Here is a 16,314-nt window from a genome sequence, read left to right as displayed (position 1 = left end):
CCTGAGGTCGGCCGAACTGGACCGAACAGCTGCAATATGGCGAGGCGTGCTGTCCTGAGGTTTGTCCGCCAGGGGCTCGGGACGGCTCTTCGGCAGATGGTCGCTGACGAATAGTTCTCCGGACGCAACCCTGCCGCCAATGCCGCGTTTGATTAGCCGAGGGAAATTTTCAAATCGGAGAACTCAGATGAAAACGCTTCTCACCATTGCCGCCGTCGCCTTGTTCGCCGGTGCCCCTGCCGCCTTTGCGGCCAACTCGACTGCGGTCGCGCCTGCCATGGCCGCCAGCAAGGTCGATACCCCAACCTTCGTCAAGACGGTGCCTAGCTCCAACGAATTCGAAATCCAGTCGAGCAAGCTCGCCGAGGAAAAATCCAAGGCGGCTGACGTCAGGAAATTCGCCAAGCAGATGGTCAAGGACCACACCAAAGCCGGCAAGGAGTTCAAGGCGGCGCTGAGCCAGGGCCAGACCACCGGTTCGACCAAAGCCGCGGGCCCGGCCCTGCAGCCGAAGGAGCAGGCAATGCTCGACGAGTTGAAGAGCGCAAGCGGCAAGGATTTTGACGCCAAGTACATCCAGATGCAGACGGACGCGCACAAGGAGGCCGTAGCCCTGTTCAGCAGCTATGCCAACTCGGGCGACGACCCGGCGATGAAGGAATTCGCCAAGAAGACGCTGCCGACGCTGCAGATGCACGAGAAGCACGTGAAGGAACTCGCGGCCGCGCATCAGGGTTGAGGACGGGTGACTGGCCAGCAATAGCATTCTACGGCGCCCCCCTCTGTCCTGCCGGACATCTCCCCCACGAGTGGGGAGATCAGCAGCGTCGGCGCCGTGCTTTTCTTGCGACGGTGAAAATTGGCGAAGGCTGAGGCGACAGCCAATCTCCCTTCTTGTGGGGGAGATGTCCGGCAGGACAGAGGGGGGCGCCGTAGAGTGCGACGGCCGATGCCTGCCGTTGGCAAGGCATTGCGGCAAAGTGGCTCTGTGGCTGGGCCGGCAGTGACATACACTGCCGCCACCCCACCGTGCCTGTCCGCAAGGGCTCCGGCTACCCCGCGCCCTTCGACGCCCCTTGCGCCGAGCGCACACGCCACCGCCTCGGCGATGCCGGCGGCCTCACCGATTTCGGCGTCAACCTGATGACATTGCCATCAGGCGGCTGGTCCAGCCAGCGCCACTGGCACAGCCATGAGGACGAGCTCGTCTATGTGCTGGAAGGCGAACTGGTGCTGGTCGAGGATGGCGGCGAGACGCTGCTCAAGGCCGGCGACTGCGCGACCTTTGCCAAGAACAGCGGCAACGGCCACCACATGATCAACCGCTCGTCCACAACGGCGCGCTATCTCGAAGTCGGCTCGCGCAATCCGGATGATCTCATCACTTGCTCCGACATCGACATGATGAGCCCGAGTTCGGATGGCAGGTTCCTGCACAAGGACGGCATGCCCTATCCGGCCCAGGGGTGAGGGCTGGACTATGGTTCGGCGCTGGCATCCGGCAACCGGCAGGATAAGCTCCCGGCAAACCCAGGGAGGACCCAGTGAAAAAAGAAGTCATCGAAGTGCCCGTGATGTCGGCCAAGGTGCGGGCGCTCGGGCTGCCCTGCTCGACGGCGGTGAGGGCCAACGGCTTCGTGTTCATCTCGGCGACGCCGCCGGTGGACATGGTGACCGGCGAGATGGTGCGCGGCGACATCGAAACGCAGACCGAGGCGTCGCTGAAGGCGCTGAAACACTGCCTGGAAGCGGCGGGAACCTCGCTCGACAATGTGGTGATGGTGCGCATCTACGCCGTCAATTCCGGCTTCTACAACGCCATCAACCGGGTCTACGCCAAGTACTTCAGCGTCAATCCGCCGGCGCGCAGCTTCGTGCCTGTGGCGTCGTGGCCGATGGAGTTTGATATCGAGATCGAGTGCGTGGCGGTGGGGTGAGGGGTGATAAGCGGTCCGCGCTGCGGACGAAAAGCCAAGCGCTTGGCTTTCGAGTATTATCTAAAATGAAAGTTTCGAATGCAGTGCTCGACTGGCTGCAGGAAATGGTTTTTTGTAAATAGTCTGGTAGAGCGAGTCAATCGCGTCGACAATTGAACTAATCGCGCTTTTTACACTGGCTGTCGTAATCTGCGGGATGCCCTTTGGATGTGTTAGCTTATTTCGGAGCTTGATCGAGGTTCCCAACGCACTCCACCAGTTTGCCTGCTTGTCGAGAGGCTGGCCAGAGAAGTGTCTATGTAAAAACGTTATCCGATCTTCAAGCCGAGTCATCTTCAAGCCGTTAAGCTTGAATTGGCCGTTTTCAAGTCGAGCCTCTTGCTCAAGCAGAAACGCGCGTTCATGTACCGAAAATTCGGGTCGGATTGCGAGTTCCTCGCATATAGCGTTCACATGCGCCTCAAGAGAGGAAAACCCGAGCATTAAGGCTGCGTGTAAGCAGGCGTCTCGTCGGACTGCGTCATCGGTCGAGTTCGCGTTCTCGAGAAACCTCTTTGCCTCTTCTAAAAGAAGAGTAGCGAATATATCGATCTCAGCCATTGGCCGCTTTGGCTTTCAGTTTTTCGACTTCTAATGTGGCTACCTTTGCGTGATACTTTGCTATTGCGACGTCAATATTTGATTTTGAAATTCCTTCTCCGTTTTCGGACTGAAGGAAAAATAATTCAGCAAATCGACCTCGTTCTTTTGGGTCAGTTCGATACCCGAGTCCGCGATATTGCTCTGTATCCGTTTTGTGTCTTCCTTTTACCAAAGCGGCGACATTCAGCGGATCATGTCCACTAGAACCCGCCAGGTCGTAGTGCCGCTTCAGTCGCACCTCGTTGTTACGAAGCATGCCAGCGATAAAGGCCCAGGCCGCAACGACCGCTGGGTTGATCGCCTTTTCCGGATAGTCAGGTGGAAATTTCTTCGAGCCTTTAACGAACGCTGCTCGCTGTGCTTTAGTTAGCGCAGCGAACTCTTTGCCGGCGAATATCAACCCTGGATCGCTCCAAAGATTATCTTTCTTCGAATCTCTGAGAGCTTCCCACTCCGGATCAGCCACTCCTGTAGCGCAGAGTTCTGGAGTGGTTTCAGTAAGATCGAATTTTTTGGCGTCAACTCCCGCGCCTTGAAAATAGTTTAAGATAAATGTTCTTGCCAACTGAACTGATATGGGGCCGCCGCTGCGAAATCCTGACCAGAATTGAGCATTCCAACCGATTGGAACCAGTCGCGCAACTGCGGTCCCATCGCTGTCTCATGCATTCGATCAAAGAGATCTCCGGATATGGCTATGTTAGTGTTAGATATTAGCTGAACATCTAATCTTTGATCCATCTTTAGGTCGAAATATACTTTAACGCCGTGATATTCATCTATTCCATGTGCCAAAGCTGCCCGTATCGCTTCGAATCGATGCTGCCCGCCGATAATTTTGAGCGGATGAGGTTTATCGAATTCAAGCGTAAACTCGCCAACTATGTTGCTAAAGCTACGACGTTGCTTTGCATCTTCCATCATTCTGGCGTAAGCAGGAGCGTTTTCAACAATTTCGCGGTTCGCACGATACTCCGCCTGTTCTTCTGGATCGAGAGGAACATCGGTCGTACTTAGCGCAATGATCTTGTTGGCTTTGACATGACACTCGCAATAATGAGCCCCAGTCCTATGGTCAGTGATCAGCAGGATGTGAGGTGCTTCGAGTGGAGAAAATTGCTCTAAGAATTTGGAAAAATTTTCGCTCTGCATTGAAGCGTTTTGATCAATCTGCGACGACATAATTCTTCCCCCGAGCACTGCGTCTCAGACTCCAGGGAGCTAAGATTGCAGGCCGCCATTTTAGGGCATTGTTACTGGCGGATCTTGGGCGTGTCGAGCACAATAGGAATACTTCAAGTAGCTGCAAGCCGAGCCGAGGCTCCGGTACTCTGCACTGACGTTGGTCAGCGCGGCACACTCCCCTAGTACATCTGCTGATAAGGGTGGGTTTGTGTTTGGCGTCGGCGGGACAGCGCCCCCCTCTGGCCTGCCGGCCATCTCCCCCACAAGGAGGGAGATTGGCTAATCGCCTAGGCAAAATACTCCTGCAGCGGCCTGACCTCCAGGCTCCCCGCCTTCAGCGCCGCAATCGCTTCCGCCACAGCCGCAGCGCCCGACAGCGTCGTGTAATACGGCACCTTCTGCATCAGCGTTGCCCTGCGCAGCGATTTCGAATCCGACACCGCCTTCTGACCGTCCGTCGTATTGAACACGATCTGGACCTGGCGGTTGCGGATGGCGTCTTCGATGTGGGGGCGGCCCTCCAGCACCTTGTTGATCTTCTGGGCGTCGACGCCGTTTTCGGCGAGGAAGCGGGCCGTGCCGGATGTCGCCAGCACCTTGAAGCCCTGGCCGGCGAGGCGCTTGACCGCCGGCAGGATGCCGGCCTTGTCCTCGTCGCGCACCGAGACGAACAGCGTGCCGGAGCGGGGGAGATCAACGCCGGCGCCGAGCTGGCTCTTGGCGAAGGCGAGCGCAAAATCGCGGTCGAGGCCCATGACCTCGCCGGTCGAGCGCATTTCCGGACCGAGCAATATGTCGACGCCGGGGAAGCGGGCGAAGGGGAAGACGGCTTCCTTGACCGCGATGTGGCCGGGATTGCGCGGATCGGGCATGGCGCCGTAATGGGCGAAGGCGTCTTCCAGTTTCTCGCCGGCCATGATGCGGGCGGCGATTTTCGCGATCGGACGCCCGATGGTCTTGGCTACGAAGGGCACGGTGCGCGATGCCCGCGGGTTGACCTCCAGCACATAGACCGTGCCGTCCTTGATCGCATACTGCACGTTCATCAGGCCGCCGACATTGAGCGCGCGGGCAAGCGCCGCCGTCTGGCGCTCCAGCTCGTCGACCAGCTCGGAAGGCAGCGAGTGAACGGGGAGCGAGCAGGCGCTGTCGCCGGAGTGGATGCCGGCCTCTTCGATGTGTTCCAGAATGCCCGACACAAAGGTCGACGTGCCGTCGCAGAGGCAGTCGACATCGACCTCGATGGCGCCCGAGAGATAGGTGTCGAACAGAAGCGGGTTCTTGCCCAGCAGCGTGTTGATCTGGCCGGTCTTGTCGTTGGGGTATTTCTGCTTGATGTCCTCCGGCACCAGGCCGGGCACGGTGTCGAGCAGGTAGCTCTGCAGCATGCCTTCGTCATGGATGATCTGCATGGCGCGGCCGCCGAGCACATAAGAGGGGCGCACCACCAGCGGGAAGCCGAGCTCGCCGGCGACTAGGCGCGCCTGCTCGACCGAATAGGCGATGCCGTTCTTCGGCTGGCTGAGGTTGAGCTTGTGAAGCAGCTTCTGGAAGCGGTCGCGGTCTTCGGCGAGATCGATCATGTCGGGTGACGTGCCGAGGATCGGAATGCCGGCCTTCTCCAGCGCATCGGCCAGCTTCAGCGGCGTCTGGCCGCCGAACTGGACGATGACGCCGACCAGTTCGCCCGAGGCCTGTTCGGCGCGCAGGATCTCCAGCACGTCCTCCGCCGTCAGCGGTTCGAAGTACAGCCGGTCGGAGGTGTCGTAGTCGGTCGAAACCGTCTCCGGGTTGCAGTTGATCATGATCGCTTCATAGCCGGCGTCGCGCAGCGCAAAGGCGGCATGGCAGCAGCAATAGTCGAACTCGATGCCCTGGCCGATGCGGTTCGGACCGCCGCCGAGGATGACGACTTTTTTCCGCGCTGACACTTGCGCTTCATTGGCCAGCGCGCCGGCGAAGGGCACTTCATAGGTCGAGTACATGTAGGCGGTGGGCGAGGCGAACTCGGCCGCGCAGGTGTCGATGCGCTTATAAACCGGATGAACGTCGAGCTTTTCACGAATCTTCGCAATCACTTCGGCGTCGGTCTTCGTCAGCGAGGCGAGGCGGGCATCGGAGAAGCCCATAGCCTTCAGCATGCGCAGATTGACGGCGTCTTGCGGAATGCCATGCTCGCGGATACGGGCTTCCATGGAAACGATGCCGGCGATCTGTTCGAGGAACCACGGGTCGATCTTGCACATTGCGTGCACGTCTTCCAGCGAGGTGCCCATGCGGATCGCCTGCGCCACCATGCGCAGCCGGTCGGGCGTCGGCGTGCCGAGCGCGGCGCGGATGGCGTTGCGGTCGTCGGCGTGGTTGGCAGCTACGGCACCGTGGCCGAGGCCGGGGATTTCGATCTCGTCGAGGCCGGTCAGGCCGGTTTCCAGTCCACGCAGCGCCTTTTGCAAGGACTCCTGGAACGTGCGGCCGATGGCCATGACTTCACCGACCGACTTCATGGCGGTGGTCAGCACCGGCTCCGCGCCGGGGAATTTCTCGAAGGCAAAGCGCGGGATTTTTGTGACGACGTAATCGATGCTTGGCTCGAAGGAGGCGGGCGTGGCGCCGCCGGTGATGTCGTTCTCCAGCTCGTCCAGCGTGTAGCCGACGGCGAGCTTGGCCGCGATCTTGGCGATCGGGAAGCCGGTCGCCTTCGAAGCCAAAGCGGAACTGCGCGAGACGCGCGGGTTCATCTCGATGACGACCAGCCGACCATCGGCCGGGTTGACGGCGAACTGCACGTTGGAGCCGCCGGTCTCGACGCCGATCTCGCGCAGCACCGCGATCGAGGCGTTGCGCATCATCTGGTATTCCTTGTCGGTCAAGGTCAGCGCGGGGGCAACGGTGATCGAGTCACCGGTGTGTACGCCCATCGGGTCGATGTTCTCGATCGAGCAGACGATGATGCAATTGTCCGCCTTGTCGCGGACGACCTCCATCTCATATTCCTTCCAGCCGAGCACGCTCTCCTCGATCAGCACTTCGGTGGTCGGCGAGGCGTCGAGGCCGGACTGGACAATGTCGTAGAATTCGGCGCGGTTGTAGGCGATGCCGCCGCCGGTGCCGCCCATGGTGAAGGACGGGCGGATGATGGCGGGCAGGCCGACATGGTCGAGCGCCTGGGCGGCGATCGCCATGCCATGGCTGATGTAGCGCTGCTTGCGGTCGCCTTCGCCGAGGTTCCAGCGGGTTTCCAGCGCGTCGAGCGCGGCATCGAGGTCGGCGGGCGCCTCGGCCTTTACGGCGGCGCGCTCGGCCTCGTGCGTCTTGCGGTCGGCATTCTTGACGTCGGTGGCATTGGCCAGCATCGACTTCGGCGTTTCGAGGCCGATCTTCTTCATCGCCTCGCGAAACAGCGCCCGGTCCTCGGCCTTGTCGATTGCCGTGGCGTCGGCGCCGATCATCTCGACATTGTAGCGCTCGAGCACGCCCATGCGGCGCAGCGACAGAGCGGTGTTGAGCGCGGTCTGGCCGCCCATGGTCGGCAGCAGCGCGTCGGGCCGCTCCTTGGCGATGATCTTGGCGACGACTTCAGGCGTGATCGGCTCGATATAGGTGGCGTCGGCCAGTTCCGGGTCGGTCATTATGGTGGCCGGGTTGGAATTGACCAGGATGACGCGAAAGCCCTCTTCCTTCAGCGCCTTGCAGGCCTGTGTGCCGGAATAATCGAACTCACAGGCCTGGCCGATGACGATGGGGCCGGCCCCGATGATCAGGATCGACTTGATGTCGGTGCGTCTTGGCATCGTTGTGAGTTCCGTTCGGCGAGCGGCTTGCACGAAAAACCGGGACGGGAAGACCCGGCCGGTTGTGCTTGCGATTCTGGTATCAGGCTAGGAGGGCCTTATAGGGAAGAGTTTTGGGAGATGTAACCCCGAAAATGAGGCTAGGCAGTAGGGATTAGGCAGTAGGGATCAGGCAGTGGGGATTAGGCAGGAGCGAGGTTAAGGCGCCTATGCCCATTCCCTACTGCCTGACACCTAATCCCCCAGCGCGAGCTGATCCGTAATCTCAAACCGCTCGGATACCCCGACGCGGATCATGTTGAGGCTGCCTTCCCTTGTGAAGCGGAAGTCCTTGCCCAAATCCGAGCCGGCCGGCATGCCGGCAGAGAAGGAAATAACGCGCGTGCCGCCGTCGGGCCAGGTGACGGTTATATCGGCCTTGTCGGTGCCCTTGTGCGCGATGTTGACGGCGCAGCGGGTCATCGGCTGGCCGACATAGCGGGCGCAGGGGATCTCGGCGGTGGCGCCGAGGGCGGGCGGGGGTTCCAGCCGTGCAACGGTTTGCGTAGCGGTCGCAGCTTTGGCCTGGTCTGGCCGTGGCGTCGGGGATAGTACCCCCGGCGCCGACGCTGTATCCGGCGCTGCTCCCGCAGACGCGGCGGCGGCGAGTTCCGGCGTCCCTGTGGCCTCCGTTGCCGGAGCCTCTGTGGCAGGGATTTCATCCGTCGGCGGACTTTCATTCGCTGCGAAGGCAAGGCCGTAAGCATCCTGCATGGCGGTCCTGCCGATCTCGGCGGCGGACTTCGGCGCGCCCGGATCCGTGCCGCCAAGGCGCTCCGTCAGGTCGAGTGGGGCCGGCGCGGGTGCAGCCGGGGTGGGTGGAGCCTGAGTGGGTGCAGCCGGAGCGGCAGAGGCGGCAGGTGCAGTCGTCCGGGGCGCTGCGGCCACGTCGGCCGGCTGCGTCGACATGTCGGGCGCGAGCGTCGGGCCGCCGGCTTCAGCGCTGGCGGTCACCTGGGGCGGCGCGGCGTCTACTTCGACCACGGTCGGATTGTCGGGGATAAGATAGCGCGCGGGCGCCCAGCCTTTGACCAGTGGATTGTCAATCTCCTCGACCTTGCACCAGCGGTGGCCATCCACTTCGTTGCAGCCGAAATTCCTGACGCTCGAGCCGATCGGCAGACGCGCCTGGGTTCTGCCGACCGGCGACGGCGTGGCGCGGATGTTGAGGAGATCGCCTGGGCCGAGCTCGGTCACTATGGAAACGATGTCGGCAGGCGCGTCCTCGGCATTGGCCGGCAAGCTCACCAACAACGGGCCCACCACCAACGGACCCGCCAACAACCGGGCTGCCCGCAGGAGCGGAGCGCCAGTCAGTCGATGCAAAATGGTTCGGATTGTGCGCCTCATCATTTGGCCGTGCGCCGATTACCCTTGCGGCAGCAGTCCTGCCGTATGCCAAGGCGGTTTTATAAGGGACGATACGCGGCCATGTAAGTCTGAAAATGCGTCCGATGTTTGGTGCCGCGAGGCGGAAGCAGGGCGCAGCCGTGCGGTCAAGCGGAGCCTTGCCAAGAGGGTTTGGGCATGAAGCCGGTCCTCAGCGCATGCGCCCATTCCGGTCGGCCCGCCTGTGCGGCCTGTCTCGCCGCCGCTTCGTGGTCGTAGTCGACGGCGATGGTCTCGAAACGGTCTGGACCATCGCCATCCAAGGTGAGGATGCCGTAGCGCGCATGCGGGCTGCCTTGCTCCGAAACGTGCGCCGGGGGCGTGTCGTCGTCATAGGCGGGGGCGCCGACGCTGCCGGGATTGAAGAGCAAGGGGCCGCCGGGGATACGGACCAGTTCCGCGCGGTGGCTGTGGCCGCACAGCACGACGCGGCAGGCCGGGTCCAGCGCCTGCAACCGCCGCTGAATAGCGGCAAGCGGCGCGCGCACCAGTTGGCCATCGACGATCGCGTCGAGCAGGTATTTCTCGTCATGGTCGGGCCGCGCATGGAAAGCGACCACGCCGGGAACAATCTCCAGCGTGAAGGGCAGGGCGAGCAGGGCTTCGCGCTGCGTCTCCGTCAGCCGCTCCTGGGCGTACCGGTCAGAAGCCCACATCGTATCATCGGCCGGATCGACGGCGACGCGGCGGTCATGGTTGCCGCGCACCGTCGGCAGGTCGAGCGCTTCGAGCCGCTCGAACGTCTCGCGCGGCCACAGTGGGCCGGAGACGCAATCGCCCAGGTTGACGGTGAGATCGGCGCCGCCGCGTCTCTCGAGATCGGCGAGGACGGCATCTAGCGCCAGCACATTGCCATGGATATCGGCGAGAACGGCAATGCGCATGCGAGGGCTCCCTTGGTGCAGCCCGTTGAGGCTTGCGGCCCGGCTTCCTATCAAGCCGCTGCCTTCATTATCAAGCCCTTCTGCCCGTTGGAGACAGACGGGAGCCGACCTTGGCTATCGCGGAAGCACTCCATCTGCTAGCGTCCACGCCGTTCCGAAGTTCATCCGGGGGAAGACAGGCGATGACTCGCGACCAGATGGTTGCTCACCTTCGCGCCGCCAATGATGTCGCGCGCGAAACTGCCGCGCACGGGCACCATCCTTTCGGCTGCGTGCTCGTCGGCCCCGACGATCGCATCCTGATGCGGCAAGGCAACATCAACACCGTGCGCCACGCCGAAACCGAGCTCTCCCGGCGTGCCGCGGACGCCTATCCGCCGGATTTCCTCTGGTCCTGCACGCTGGTCACAACCGGCGAGCCCTGTGCGATGTGCACGGGAACGCTGTACTGGGCCAATATCGGCCGGCTGGTCTACGGCTTCGAGGAGACCAAGCTTCTCGCGCTGACTGGCGACCACGCCGAGAACCCGACGATGAACCTCTCGTCGCGCACGGTGCTCGGCTCCGGGCAGAAGCCGGTCGATGTCCACGGCCCTTTCCCCGAGATGGACGAGGAGCTCCTCGCCCCGCATATCGGTTTTTGGGAGCGCTAGGACCTTGACTTCTAAACCGGTTAGGCCGGCATTTCGATGTCGTGGCCACCGACGATGGGCAGTGCCGGATCATCTCCGGCCGCCGCAATCACGCTATCGAGCAGGCCGGGGAAGCGGGCGTCGAGGTCGGCGCGGCGCAGCGTGATCATCCGGTTGGTGCCAGCCACTTCGGCGCGGGTGACGCCGGCCTCGCGCAGTTTGGCCAGGTGATAGCTGAGATTGGTCTTGGAGCCGAGGTCGAGGAACCGGCTGCAGTTCAGCGGCACGCCTTCCTTGCTGGCGAGATAGCGCACGATGGCGAGCCGGGTCGGGTCGCCAAGCACGCCGAGCACAACCGGCAGGCTGATCTGGTCTGTATTGGGGTGCGGCAAAGTCATGGCCCGAAACTAAGCACAGTCGGTGGCGATTTCAACGCGTCCATGTTTCGCGGGCATGCACAGTCCGCTTCGCGATTGGCCCAATGGCTGTCCTGACACAGGGCTGTCAGCAGGCTTCAGCTATTTTCACCTGGCTTCATTGACATCACGCTCTGTTATGTCCAATTGTTCAATAAGTTTTGAACTAAGGACACGCCCTATGGACAAGCGCCTCTTCTGGCTTGCGCTCGGATCGTTCACGATCTCGACCGAAGGCTTCGTCATCTCCAGCCTGCTGCCTGACATCGCCACCGACGCCCGCATTTCCATTCCGCTCGCCGGCACGCTGATCACCGCCTTCGCGCTGGCTTACGCCATCGGCACGCCGATCCTGGCAACGCTGACCGGCGAATGGGACCGGCGCCGCGTCATCTTGTGGACGCTGGCGTTCTTCGTCATCGGCAATGTGGTGGCGGCGCTGAGCTCGTCCTTCGAGCTGCTGCTCATTGCCCGCATCATCATGGCGCTGTCGTCAGGCCTGTTTGCCGCGACCGCTCAAGGCACGGCGGTGGCGCTGGTCGATGACCACCACCGGGCGCGGGCCATTGCAGTCGTCGTCGGCGGAACCACGGTGGCGGTTGCGCTGGGTGCACCGCTCGGCGCGCTGGTTGCCACGATAGCCGGCTGGCGCGGGACCTTCTTTGCCATTGCCGGGCTCGGCGCGCTGGTCGGCGCCATCCTGTGGTACCGGCTGCCGCGCGGAATTGTCGGCACCAAGCTGCCGCTCAGGCGGCGGCTGGCTGCGGCGCTGCGCCCCGGCGTCATGCCGATCCTGCTGACCACCGCTCTTGCCCTGATCGGCGCCTTCTCGGTGTTTTCCTATATCGCGCCGCTGGCCATCCAGAGCGGCGGCCTCAGCCCGATTGCGCTGCCCGGCATGCTGCTCGCCTTCGGTGTCGGCGCCGTCATCGGCAACATAGCCGGCGGCCAGGCGGCCGACCGTTTTGGTGCGACGCGCACCGTCGGCTGGTCTCTGGCGCTGAGCGCCGTCATGCTGGTGATGCTCTCGGTCATCCCGACCTTCCTGCCGCAGCATCTCGCCGGGCCGGCATTGATGGCCATGATGGTGCCGTGGGGCATGGTCGGCTGGGCATTTCCGCCGGCGCAGGCCAGCCGCATCATCAAGCTGGCGCCCGACGCCGCCCCGATCGTGCTGTCGCTCAACGCTTCGGCCCTCTATCTCGGCGTGGCGCTGGGTGCTGTGGTCGGCGGCGCCGTGCTGCGCTACGGCGTGCCGGCCGATCTCGGCCTGGTCGCCGCCATCTTCCCGCTGATCGGGCTTGGCGTGGTGCTGGCCGGCCGCTGGGCGGCCCGGCCGGTCGCCATGCCGGCCGAATAGATCTTTGCAAAGGACCGGCGGCCGCTCTTTCAGCTTGAAGGGGCGGCCGCCGGCACGTCGTACTCCAGCGCCGCGACTTCATCCAGCATAGCGCGCAGATCTGCCGCTCGCTGCTGGCCGACCAGCGCCTCGAAGCGCTGCTGGGCAATGGTCCACAATTTCGTCGTCTCCTCGAGCTTGGCCTGGCCTTGCGGCGTCAGCCGCACCCGCTTGACGCGGCGGTCGTCCTTGTCGGCGAAGGTGTCGACATAGCCGTCGCGGATCAGCGGCTTCAGCGTATGGCCGAGCGCCGAGAGATCCATGACCATCGCTTCGGCTATCGTGCCCATCGCCGGCTCGTTGCTGACATGGATCTGATAGAGCAGACCGTACTGCGTGCCCTTCAGACCCGAAGGCGAGATTACATCGTCATAGAAGCGGCCGAGCTTGCGCGCGGCGCGCCGCAGCGTGGCGTTGTTGCAAAGGCTGAATCCCGGCAGCACGGTCTTGCTCATCACGACTCCTTGCCGGCAAAACCGCTGCCGGCCTGTCGCAGAAATAGTTTCTGCCGCCTCCGTTGACAAGATGGTGGTATATGCCTACTTCCTGAAAGTGGTAATGCCACTAATTGGAGACCAGGGCGGGACGAGGGTTCATCGACCTGTCTCGCCGGGCAGAAAAAAGGAACAGGACAATGAGTGGACAGGACAACAAGGGTACCGCAGTCGTCACCGGCGCATCGGCCGGCATAGGTGCTGTCTATGCCGACCGGCTGGCCGGGCAGGGCTACGATCTGGTGCTGGTGGCGCGGCGCGCCGACCGGCTGCAGGAACTGGCTGAAAAGCTGCGATATGCTTACAAGCGCAAGGTCAGCGTGATATCAGCCGATCTTGCCGACGACAATGATGTGCGCCGCGTCGAGCAGGCGATCGCAGCCGACGATAGCACCACGTTCCTGGTCAACAATGCCGGCATTGGCGGCCAGGCCGTGGTAGCAACGGCCGACGCCGACGAGGCCGAGCGCATGATCAAGGTCAACGTCATCGCCTTGACCCGCCTGACCCGCGCCGTTCTGCCGGGGCTTCTTGCGCGCAACCGCGGCGCCATCGTCAACATCGCCTCTGTGCTCGCCTATGATACCTCGTTCGGCGGCATCTACAGCGGCACCAAGGCCTATGTCGTCAACTTCACCGAGGCGCTGCACCGCGAAGTCGCCGGCACCAATGTGAAGGTGCAGGCGGTGCTGCCGGGCGCGACCCGCACCGATTTCTGGGAGCTTGCCGGCGGCGACATCGACAATCTGCCGAAGGAGATCATCATGTCCGCCGACGATATGGTCGATGCCGCGCTTGTGGGCCTATCCAGGGGCGAAGCCGTCACCGTGCCGGCACTTGCCGATGCGACCAAGCTCGACACCTTCCTCGGCGCAAGGCAAGTCTTCTACGGCAGCCTGCACGCCGACAAGCCTGCTGCCCGCTATGCTGCTTGAGAGTAGCTGGTTCGCTGCGCGAACCAGGACCCCCACCTCGCTCACTTCGTTCGCGGCCCTCCCCACAAGGGGGAGGGTAAAGTGCGCGCTCCCCTACCTCCCCTTTGTGGGGAGGTCGGACCGCAGGTCCGGGTGGGGGTACTGGCGCCGACCTCTGCGTTTACGCTCCCCGCCACATCGGTATGATCGATGCAGCCAGCACCAGCGCCAGCACGATGTTGAGCGCGCGCCATTGCCATTCGGTCTCGAGCAGCCGTGCCAGCACCATGCCCGCCACGCACCAGATCGACAGCGAGACGGCTGCAGTGAGGCCGAAGGTCGAGCCGAGCAGCAGCGCGAGTTGTCCCGGCCCGTCGGCAAGGGCTGCGAACGAGGCCGCCGCCCCCAGTCCCATCGCCCAGCCCTTCGGGTTCATCCATTGAATGCCGGCGCCGCCGAAGAAGCTGTTGGGTTTTGCCATCGCCACATCGAGATTGGGCGGCCCGGCGCGGCCGATCTTGATTGCCAGCCAGATGAGATAGAGCGAGCCGATGATTTTCATCGCCAGTTGCAGCGAAGGCATGGCCAGCAGCAGACCGGCGAGCCCGGCGGCGGCAGCAGCGGTCACGGTGGCGAGACCGGCGGCGCTGCCGACCAATAGGGGAACGGAACGGCGAAAACCGAACTGTGCACCTGAGGCAGTCGACAGGGTGGTGGCGATGCCGGGCGTGACGGTGGCCACGAAGGCAAACAGGATGAGCGGAAAGATGGGCTGCAACATGAGGCGTCCTTCATCAAAAGTCCAATGGTAGACTTCCGCGTACTTCAGTAAATGCAATGTTTGCGATGGTTGGCATTAGCAGATATAATGCCAACCATGATCCGCAACCTCGACACAGCGCTGATCCGCACCTTCGTCACTGTCGCCGACAAGGCCAGCATGACGGCGGCGGCGAACGCGCTGCATCTGACGCAAGGCGCCGTAAGCCAGCAGATCAAGCGGCTGGAAGAAGCGCTCGGCTGCAGCCTGTTCGAGCGCGACCGGCGTGGCTTGCGGCTGACGCGGCCCGGCGAGCGGCTGTTCGGCAAGGGCAAACGGTTGCTTGGCCTCAATGACGAGATCTGGGCCGAGATGGCGGGCACCGAGGTCGCCGGCCAGGTGCGGCTCGGTGTGCCCTATGACCTTGTCGGCACTTTGCTGGCGCCGGTGCTGAAGGCCTATGCCGAGACCTATCCGCAGGTCGAGATTTCACTGCTCTGTGCGGCTTCGCCGGACCTTGCCGCGGCCCTCGCGGCCGGCACCATCGACCTTGCCGTCATCGAGGAACGGGTCGGCCCGTCGGCCGGTGAGTGCCTGGCCATTGACCGGCTGGTCTGGGTGGGGGCCAAGGGCGGCGTCGCCCGCGCCAAGCGGCCGCTGCCGGTGTCGATCGTCGCCGACACCTGCGCCTTCCGCCCGGTGGTGCTGTCGGCGCTGAACGAGCACGGGCTGGAATGGCGCACCGTGTTCGAGAACGGCAACATCGACGCCACGACCGCGACGGTGCGCTCCGACCTTGCCGTCACCGCCTGGCTGGCCTCCACCGTGCCCGCCGACCTCGACATCCTGCCTTTCGATGCCGGGCTGCCGCCGCTGCCGAATTTTTCCATCAATCTGCATTTGCCGAGGTTTGGCGCGGCGCCTGCCGCGCAGGAGTTCGCGCGGTATATCCGGGATGGGCTGGAACGGCGGGCTGTGGCGGCTTGACAGAACTTGGATTTGCTCTCCCCCGTCGATCGGGGGAGAGGTGTCGAGCGAAGCTCGACGGAGTGGGGGTCGCCCTTTACTCGGTGCGGGAAGATTCTTGCGCCTTGGTGGTTCCCCCACTCCGTCGCTGCTTCGCAGCGCCACCTCTCCCCCCTCCGGAGGGAGAGGAAAGGTGCCAAGCCTGTCCCTGTCACTTCCAGTTCTTACGCCGCTCGAGCTCGGCCTCTGACGGCTTCTGCGTAGCGAACGACCCGACCTTGACCTCACCCCCGCGTTCGTAGGTCGCCATGATGACGCCTGTGGTAGTGGCCTGCGACTTGACCAGCTTGAAAGCGGCGGGCATCGCACCACCATCGAACAGCCGCTTGCCCTTGCCCAGCAGCAGCGGGAAGATCATCAACCGGATCTCGTCGATCAGCCCGTTGGCGAGCAAAGTCTGGATCAGCTCGCTCGAACCCTGGATGAGCAGGTCAGGCCCATCTTCCTTCTTGAGGCGGCGCAACGCCGCGACGATATCTTCTCCAAGCCATTGCGTATTTTCCCAGGTGAGCGAATCCGGCCGATGCGTCGCCACATATTTAGTCGCAGGGTTGAAGGCATCTCCGATGGCATCTTTCTGGTACGGCCAGTAAGCGGCGAAGATGTCGTAGGTTCTGCGGCCGAGCAGCAGGGCGAAGGGCTTAGAGAACAATTCCTCCATGGCCACGCCCGCCACCTCGTCGAAGTAGTGGAACGTCCAGCCGCCGAACTCGAAGCCGCCAACCGGGTCTTCTTCCGGGCCGCCCGGCGCCTGCATGACGCCGTCGAGGCTGACGAAGGTAGCGGCGATGATCTTTCGCATTGGA

At 62.9% G+C, this 16,314-nt stretch carries 17 protein-coding genes; 7 read left to right on the top strand and 10 right to left on the bottom strand.

What is annotated here, in order from left to right:
- Positions 1-187 precede the first annotated feature (187 nt).
- The 3 genes from NKI05_RS00650 to NKI05_RS00640 all read left to right on the top strand — a co-directional run bounded on the left by NKI05_RS00650 (position 188) and on the right by NKI05_RS00640 (position 1,937).
- A complete protein-coding gene (locus tag NKI05_RS00650) occupies positions 188-739 on the top strand; it encodes a DUF4142 domain-containing protein (protein WP_023672417.1) in 552 nt (183 codons plus the stop codon).
- Between the two features lie 290 nt (positions 740-1,029).
- Positions 1,030-1,470, top strand: a complete 441-nt coding sequence (locus tag NKI05_RS00645) for a cupin domain-containing protein (RefSeq protein ID WP_352792140.1) — start codon at positions 1,030-1,032, stop codon at positions 1,468-1,470.
- Positions 1,471-1,544: 74 nt separating this feature from the next.
- Entirely contained in the window at positions 1,545-1,937 is a 393-nt protein-coding gene (locus tag NKI05_RS00640; RefSeq protein ID WP_023711190.1) for a RidA family protein, read from the top strand.
- 60 nt (positions 1,938-1,997) lie between these two features.
- Here the strand turns inward: NKI05_RS00640 and NKI05_RS00635 are convergent, their stop codons facing one another.
- The 6 genes from NKI05_RS00635 to NKI05_RS00610 form a co-directional block, all read right to left on the bottom strand.
- The gene (locus NKI05_RS00635; protein WP_023815013.1) at positions 1,998-2,537 is read right to left on the bottom strand and encodes a hypothetical protein; all 540 of its coding nucleotides are present in this window, start codon (positions 2,535-2,537) and stop codon (positions 1,998-2,000) included.
- The gene (locus tag NKI05_RS00630) at positions 2,530-3,144 is read right to left on the bottom strand and encodes a hypothetical protein (protein WP_196814887.1); all 615 of its coding nucleotides are present in this window, start codon (positions 3,142-3,144) and stop codon (positions 2,530-2,532) included. Before NKI05_RS00630 ends, NKI05_RS00635 begins: the two co-directional genes overlap by 8 nt.
- On the bottom strand, positions 3,123-3,761 hold the full coding sequence (locus NKI05_RS00625) for a hypothetical protein (RefSeq protein ID WP_023815014.1): 639 nt from the start codon (positions 3,759-3,761) through the stop codon (positions 3,123-3,125). The genes NKI05_RS00630 and NKI05_RS00625 overlap by 22 nt, the downstream gene beginning before the upstream one ends.
- Positions 3,762-4,051: 290 nt before the next feature.
- Positions 4,052-7,555 carry a carbamoyl-phosphate synthase large subunit gene (gene carB / locus NKI05_RS00620; RefSeq protein WP_023815015.1) on the bottom strand — a complete coding sequence of 1,168 codons (3,504 nt, stop codon included), beginning with the start codon at positions 7,553-7,555 and terminating at the stop codon, positions 4,052-4,054.
- Positions 7,556-7,789: 234 nt separating this feature from the next.
- Entirely contained in the window at positions 7,790-8,848 is a 1,059-nt protein-coding gene (locus tag NKI05_RS00615) for an SH3 domain-containing protein (RefSeq protein ID WP_245261783.1), read from the bottom strand.
- A 242-nt stretch (positions 8,849-9,090) separates the two neighbouring features.
- Positions 9,091-9,867 (bottom strand): metallophosphoesterase family protein, encoded by a 777-nt coding sequence (locus NKI05_RS00610; protein WP_023701156.1) that lies wholly within the window; start codon positions 9,865-9,867, stop codon positions 9,091-9,093.
- Between the two features lie 182 nt (positions 9,868-10,049).
- Here NKI05_RS00610 and NKI05_RS00605 point away from each other — a divergent pair, with 182 nt between their 5' ends.
- Positions 10,050-10,520 carry a nucleoside deaminase gene (locus NKI05_RS00605; RefSeq protein WP_023815016.1) on the top strand — a complete coding sequence of 157 codons (471 nt, stop codon included), beginning with the start codon at positions 10,050-10,052 and terminating at the stop codon, positions 10,518-10,520.
- A gap of 20 nt (positions 10,521-10,540) precedes the next feature.
- Here NKI05_RS00605 and NKI05_RS00600 read toward each other — a convergent pair whose 3' ends face one another.
- Positions 10,541-10,897, bottom strand: a complete 357-nt coding sequence (locus NKI05_RS00600) for an ArsR/SmtB family transcription factor (protein WP_023683780.1) — start codon at positions 10,895-10,897, stop codon at positions 10,541-10,543.
- Positions 10,898-11,096: 199 nt separating this feature from the next.
- On the opposite strand from NKI05_RS00600, the gene NKI05_RS00595 reads away from it, so the two are divergent.
- Positions 11,097-12,275, top strand: coding sequence for an MFS transporter (locus NKI05_RS00595; protein ID WP_023683782.1), 1,179 nt, complete (start codon positions 11,097-11,099; stop codon positions 12,273-12,275).
- Positions 12,276-12,304: 29 nt separating this feature from the next.
- Here the strand turns inward: NKI05_RS00595 and NKI05_RS00590 are convergent, their stop codons facing one another.
- Entirely contained in the window at positions 12,305-12,769 is a 465-nt protein-coding gene (locus tag NKI05_RS00590; RefSeq protein ID WP_023815017.1) for a MarR family winged helix-turn-helix transcriptional regulator, read from the bottom strand.
- Between the two features lie 179 nt (positions 12,770-12,948).
- Between NKI05_RS00590 and NKI05_RS00585 the strand changes: the two genes are divergently transcribed.
- Positions 12,949-13,743 (top strand): SDR family NAD(P)-dependent oxidoreductase, encoded by a 795-nt coding sequence (locus tag NKI05_RS00585; RefSeq protein ID WP_023815018.1) that lies wholly within the window; start codon positions 12,949-12,951, stop codon positions 13,741-13,743.
- 160 nt (positions 13,744-13,903) lie between these two features.
- Here the strand turns inward: NKI05_RS00585 and NKI05_RS00580 are convergent, their stop codons facing one another.
- On the bottom strand, positions 13,904-14,503 hold the full coding sequence (locus tag NKI05_RS00580) for a LysE family translocator (protein ID WP_023689744.1): 600 nt from the start codon (positions 14,501-14,503) through the stop codon (positions 13,904-13,906).
- An 87-nt stretch (positions 14,504-14,590) separates the two neighbouring features.
- On the opposite strand from NKI05_RS00580, the gene NKI05_RS00575 reads away from it, so the two are divergent.
- The gene (locus NKI05_RS00575) at positions 14,591-15,469 is read left to right on the top strand and encodes a LysR family transcriptional regulator (protein WP_488377103.1); all 879 of its coding nucleotides are present in this window, start codon (positions 14,591-14,593) and stop codon (positions 15,467-15,469) included.
- Positions 15,470-15,659: 190 nt separating this feature from the next.
- Here the strand turns inward: NKI05_RS00575 and NKI05_RS00570 are convergent, their stop codons facing one another.
- On the bottom strand, positions 15,660-16,310 hold the full coding sequence (locus NKI05_RS00570) for a dihydrofolate reductase family protein (protein WP_023731609.1): 651 nt from the start codon (positions 16,308-16,310) through the stop codon (positions 15,660-15,662).
- Positions 16,311-16,314: the final 4 nt, after the last annotated feature.

The sequence above is a fragment of the Mesorhizobium sp. M0771 genome, assembly GCF_040320155.1.
Lineage (GTDB): Bacteria > Pseudomonadota > Alphaproteobacteria > Rhizobiales > Rhizobiaceae > Mesorhizobium.
This window is presented reverse-complemented; position numbering and strand designations above follow the sequence as displayed.

Excerpts from the sequence above, each read along its gene's own strand:
- NKI05_RS00650 (WP_023672417.1), top strand. The coding sequence starts at position 188 with ATGAAAACGCTTCTCACCATTGCCGCCGTCGCCTTGTTCGCCGGTGCC.
- NKI05_RS00635 (WP_023815013.1), bottom strand. The coding sequence starts at position 2,537 with ATGGCTGAGATCGATATATTCGCTACTCTTCTTTTAGAAGAGGCAAAG.
- NKI05_RS00625 (WP_023815014.1), bottom strand. The coding sequence starts at position 3,761 with ATGTCGTCGCAGATTGATCAAAACGCTTCAATGCAGAGCGAAAATTTT.
- carB (WP_023815015.1), bottom strand. The coding sequence starts at position 7,555 with ATGCCAAGACGCACCGACATCAAGTCGATCCTGATCATCGGGGCCGGC.
- NKI05_RS00610 (WP_023701156.1), bottom strand. The coding sequence starts at position 9,867 with ATGCGCATTGCCGTTCTCGCCGATATCCATGGCAATGTGCTGGCGCTA.
- NKI05_RS00605 (WP_023815016.1), top strand. The coding sequence starts at position 10,050 with ATGACTCGCGACCAGATGGTTGCTCACCTTCGCGCCGCCAATGATGTC.
- NKI05_RS00600 (WP_023683780.1), bottom strand. The coding sequence starts at position 10,897 with ATGACTTTGCCGCACCCCAATACAGACCAGATCAGCCTGCCGGTTGTG.
- NKI05_RS00595 (WP_023683782.1), top strand. The coding sequence starts at position 11,097 with ATGGACAAGCGCCTCTTCTGGCTTGCGCTCGGATCGTTCACGATCTCG.
- NKI05_RS00590 (WP_023815017.1), bottom strand. The coding sequence starts at position 12,769 with ATGAGCAAGACCGTGCTGCCGGGATTCAGCCTTTGCAACAACGCCACG.
- NKI05_RS00585 (WP_023815018.1), top strand. The coding sequence starts at position 12,949 with ATGAGTGGACAGGACAACAAGGGTACCGCAGTCGTCACCGGCGCATCG.
- NKI05_RS00580 (WP_023689744.1), bottom strand. The coding sequence starts at position 14,503 with ATGTTGCAGCCCATCTTTCCGCTCATCCTGTTTGCCTTCGTGGCCACC.
- NKI05_RS00575 (WP_488377103.1), top strand. The coding sequence starts at position 14,591 with ATGCCAACCATGATCCGCAACCTCGACACAGCGCTGATCCGCACCTTC.
- NKI05_RS00570 (WP_023731609.1), bottom strand. The coding sequence starts at position 16,310 with ATGCGAAAGATCATCGCCGCTACCTTCGTCAGCCTCGACGGCGTCATG.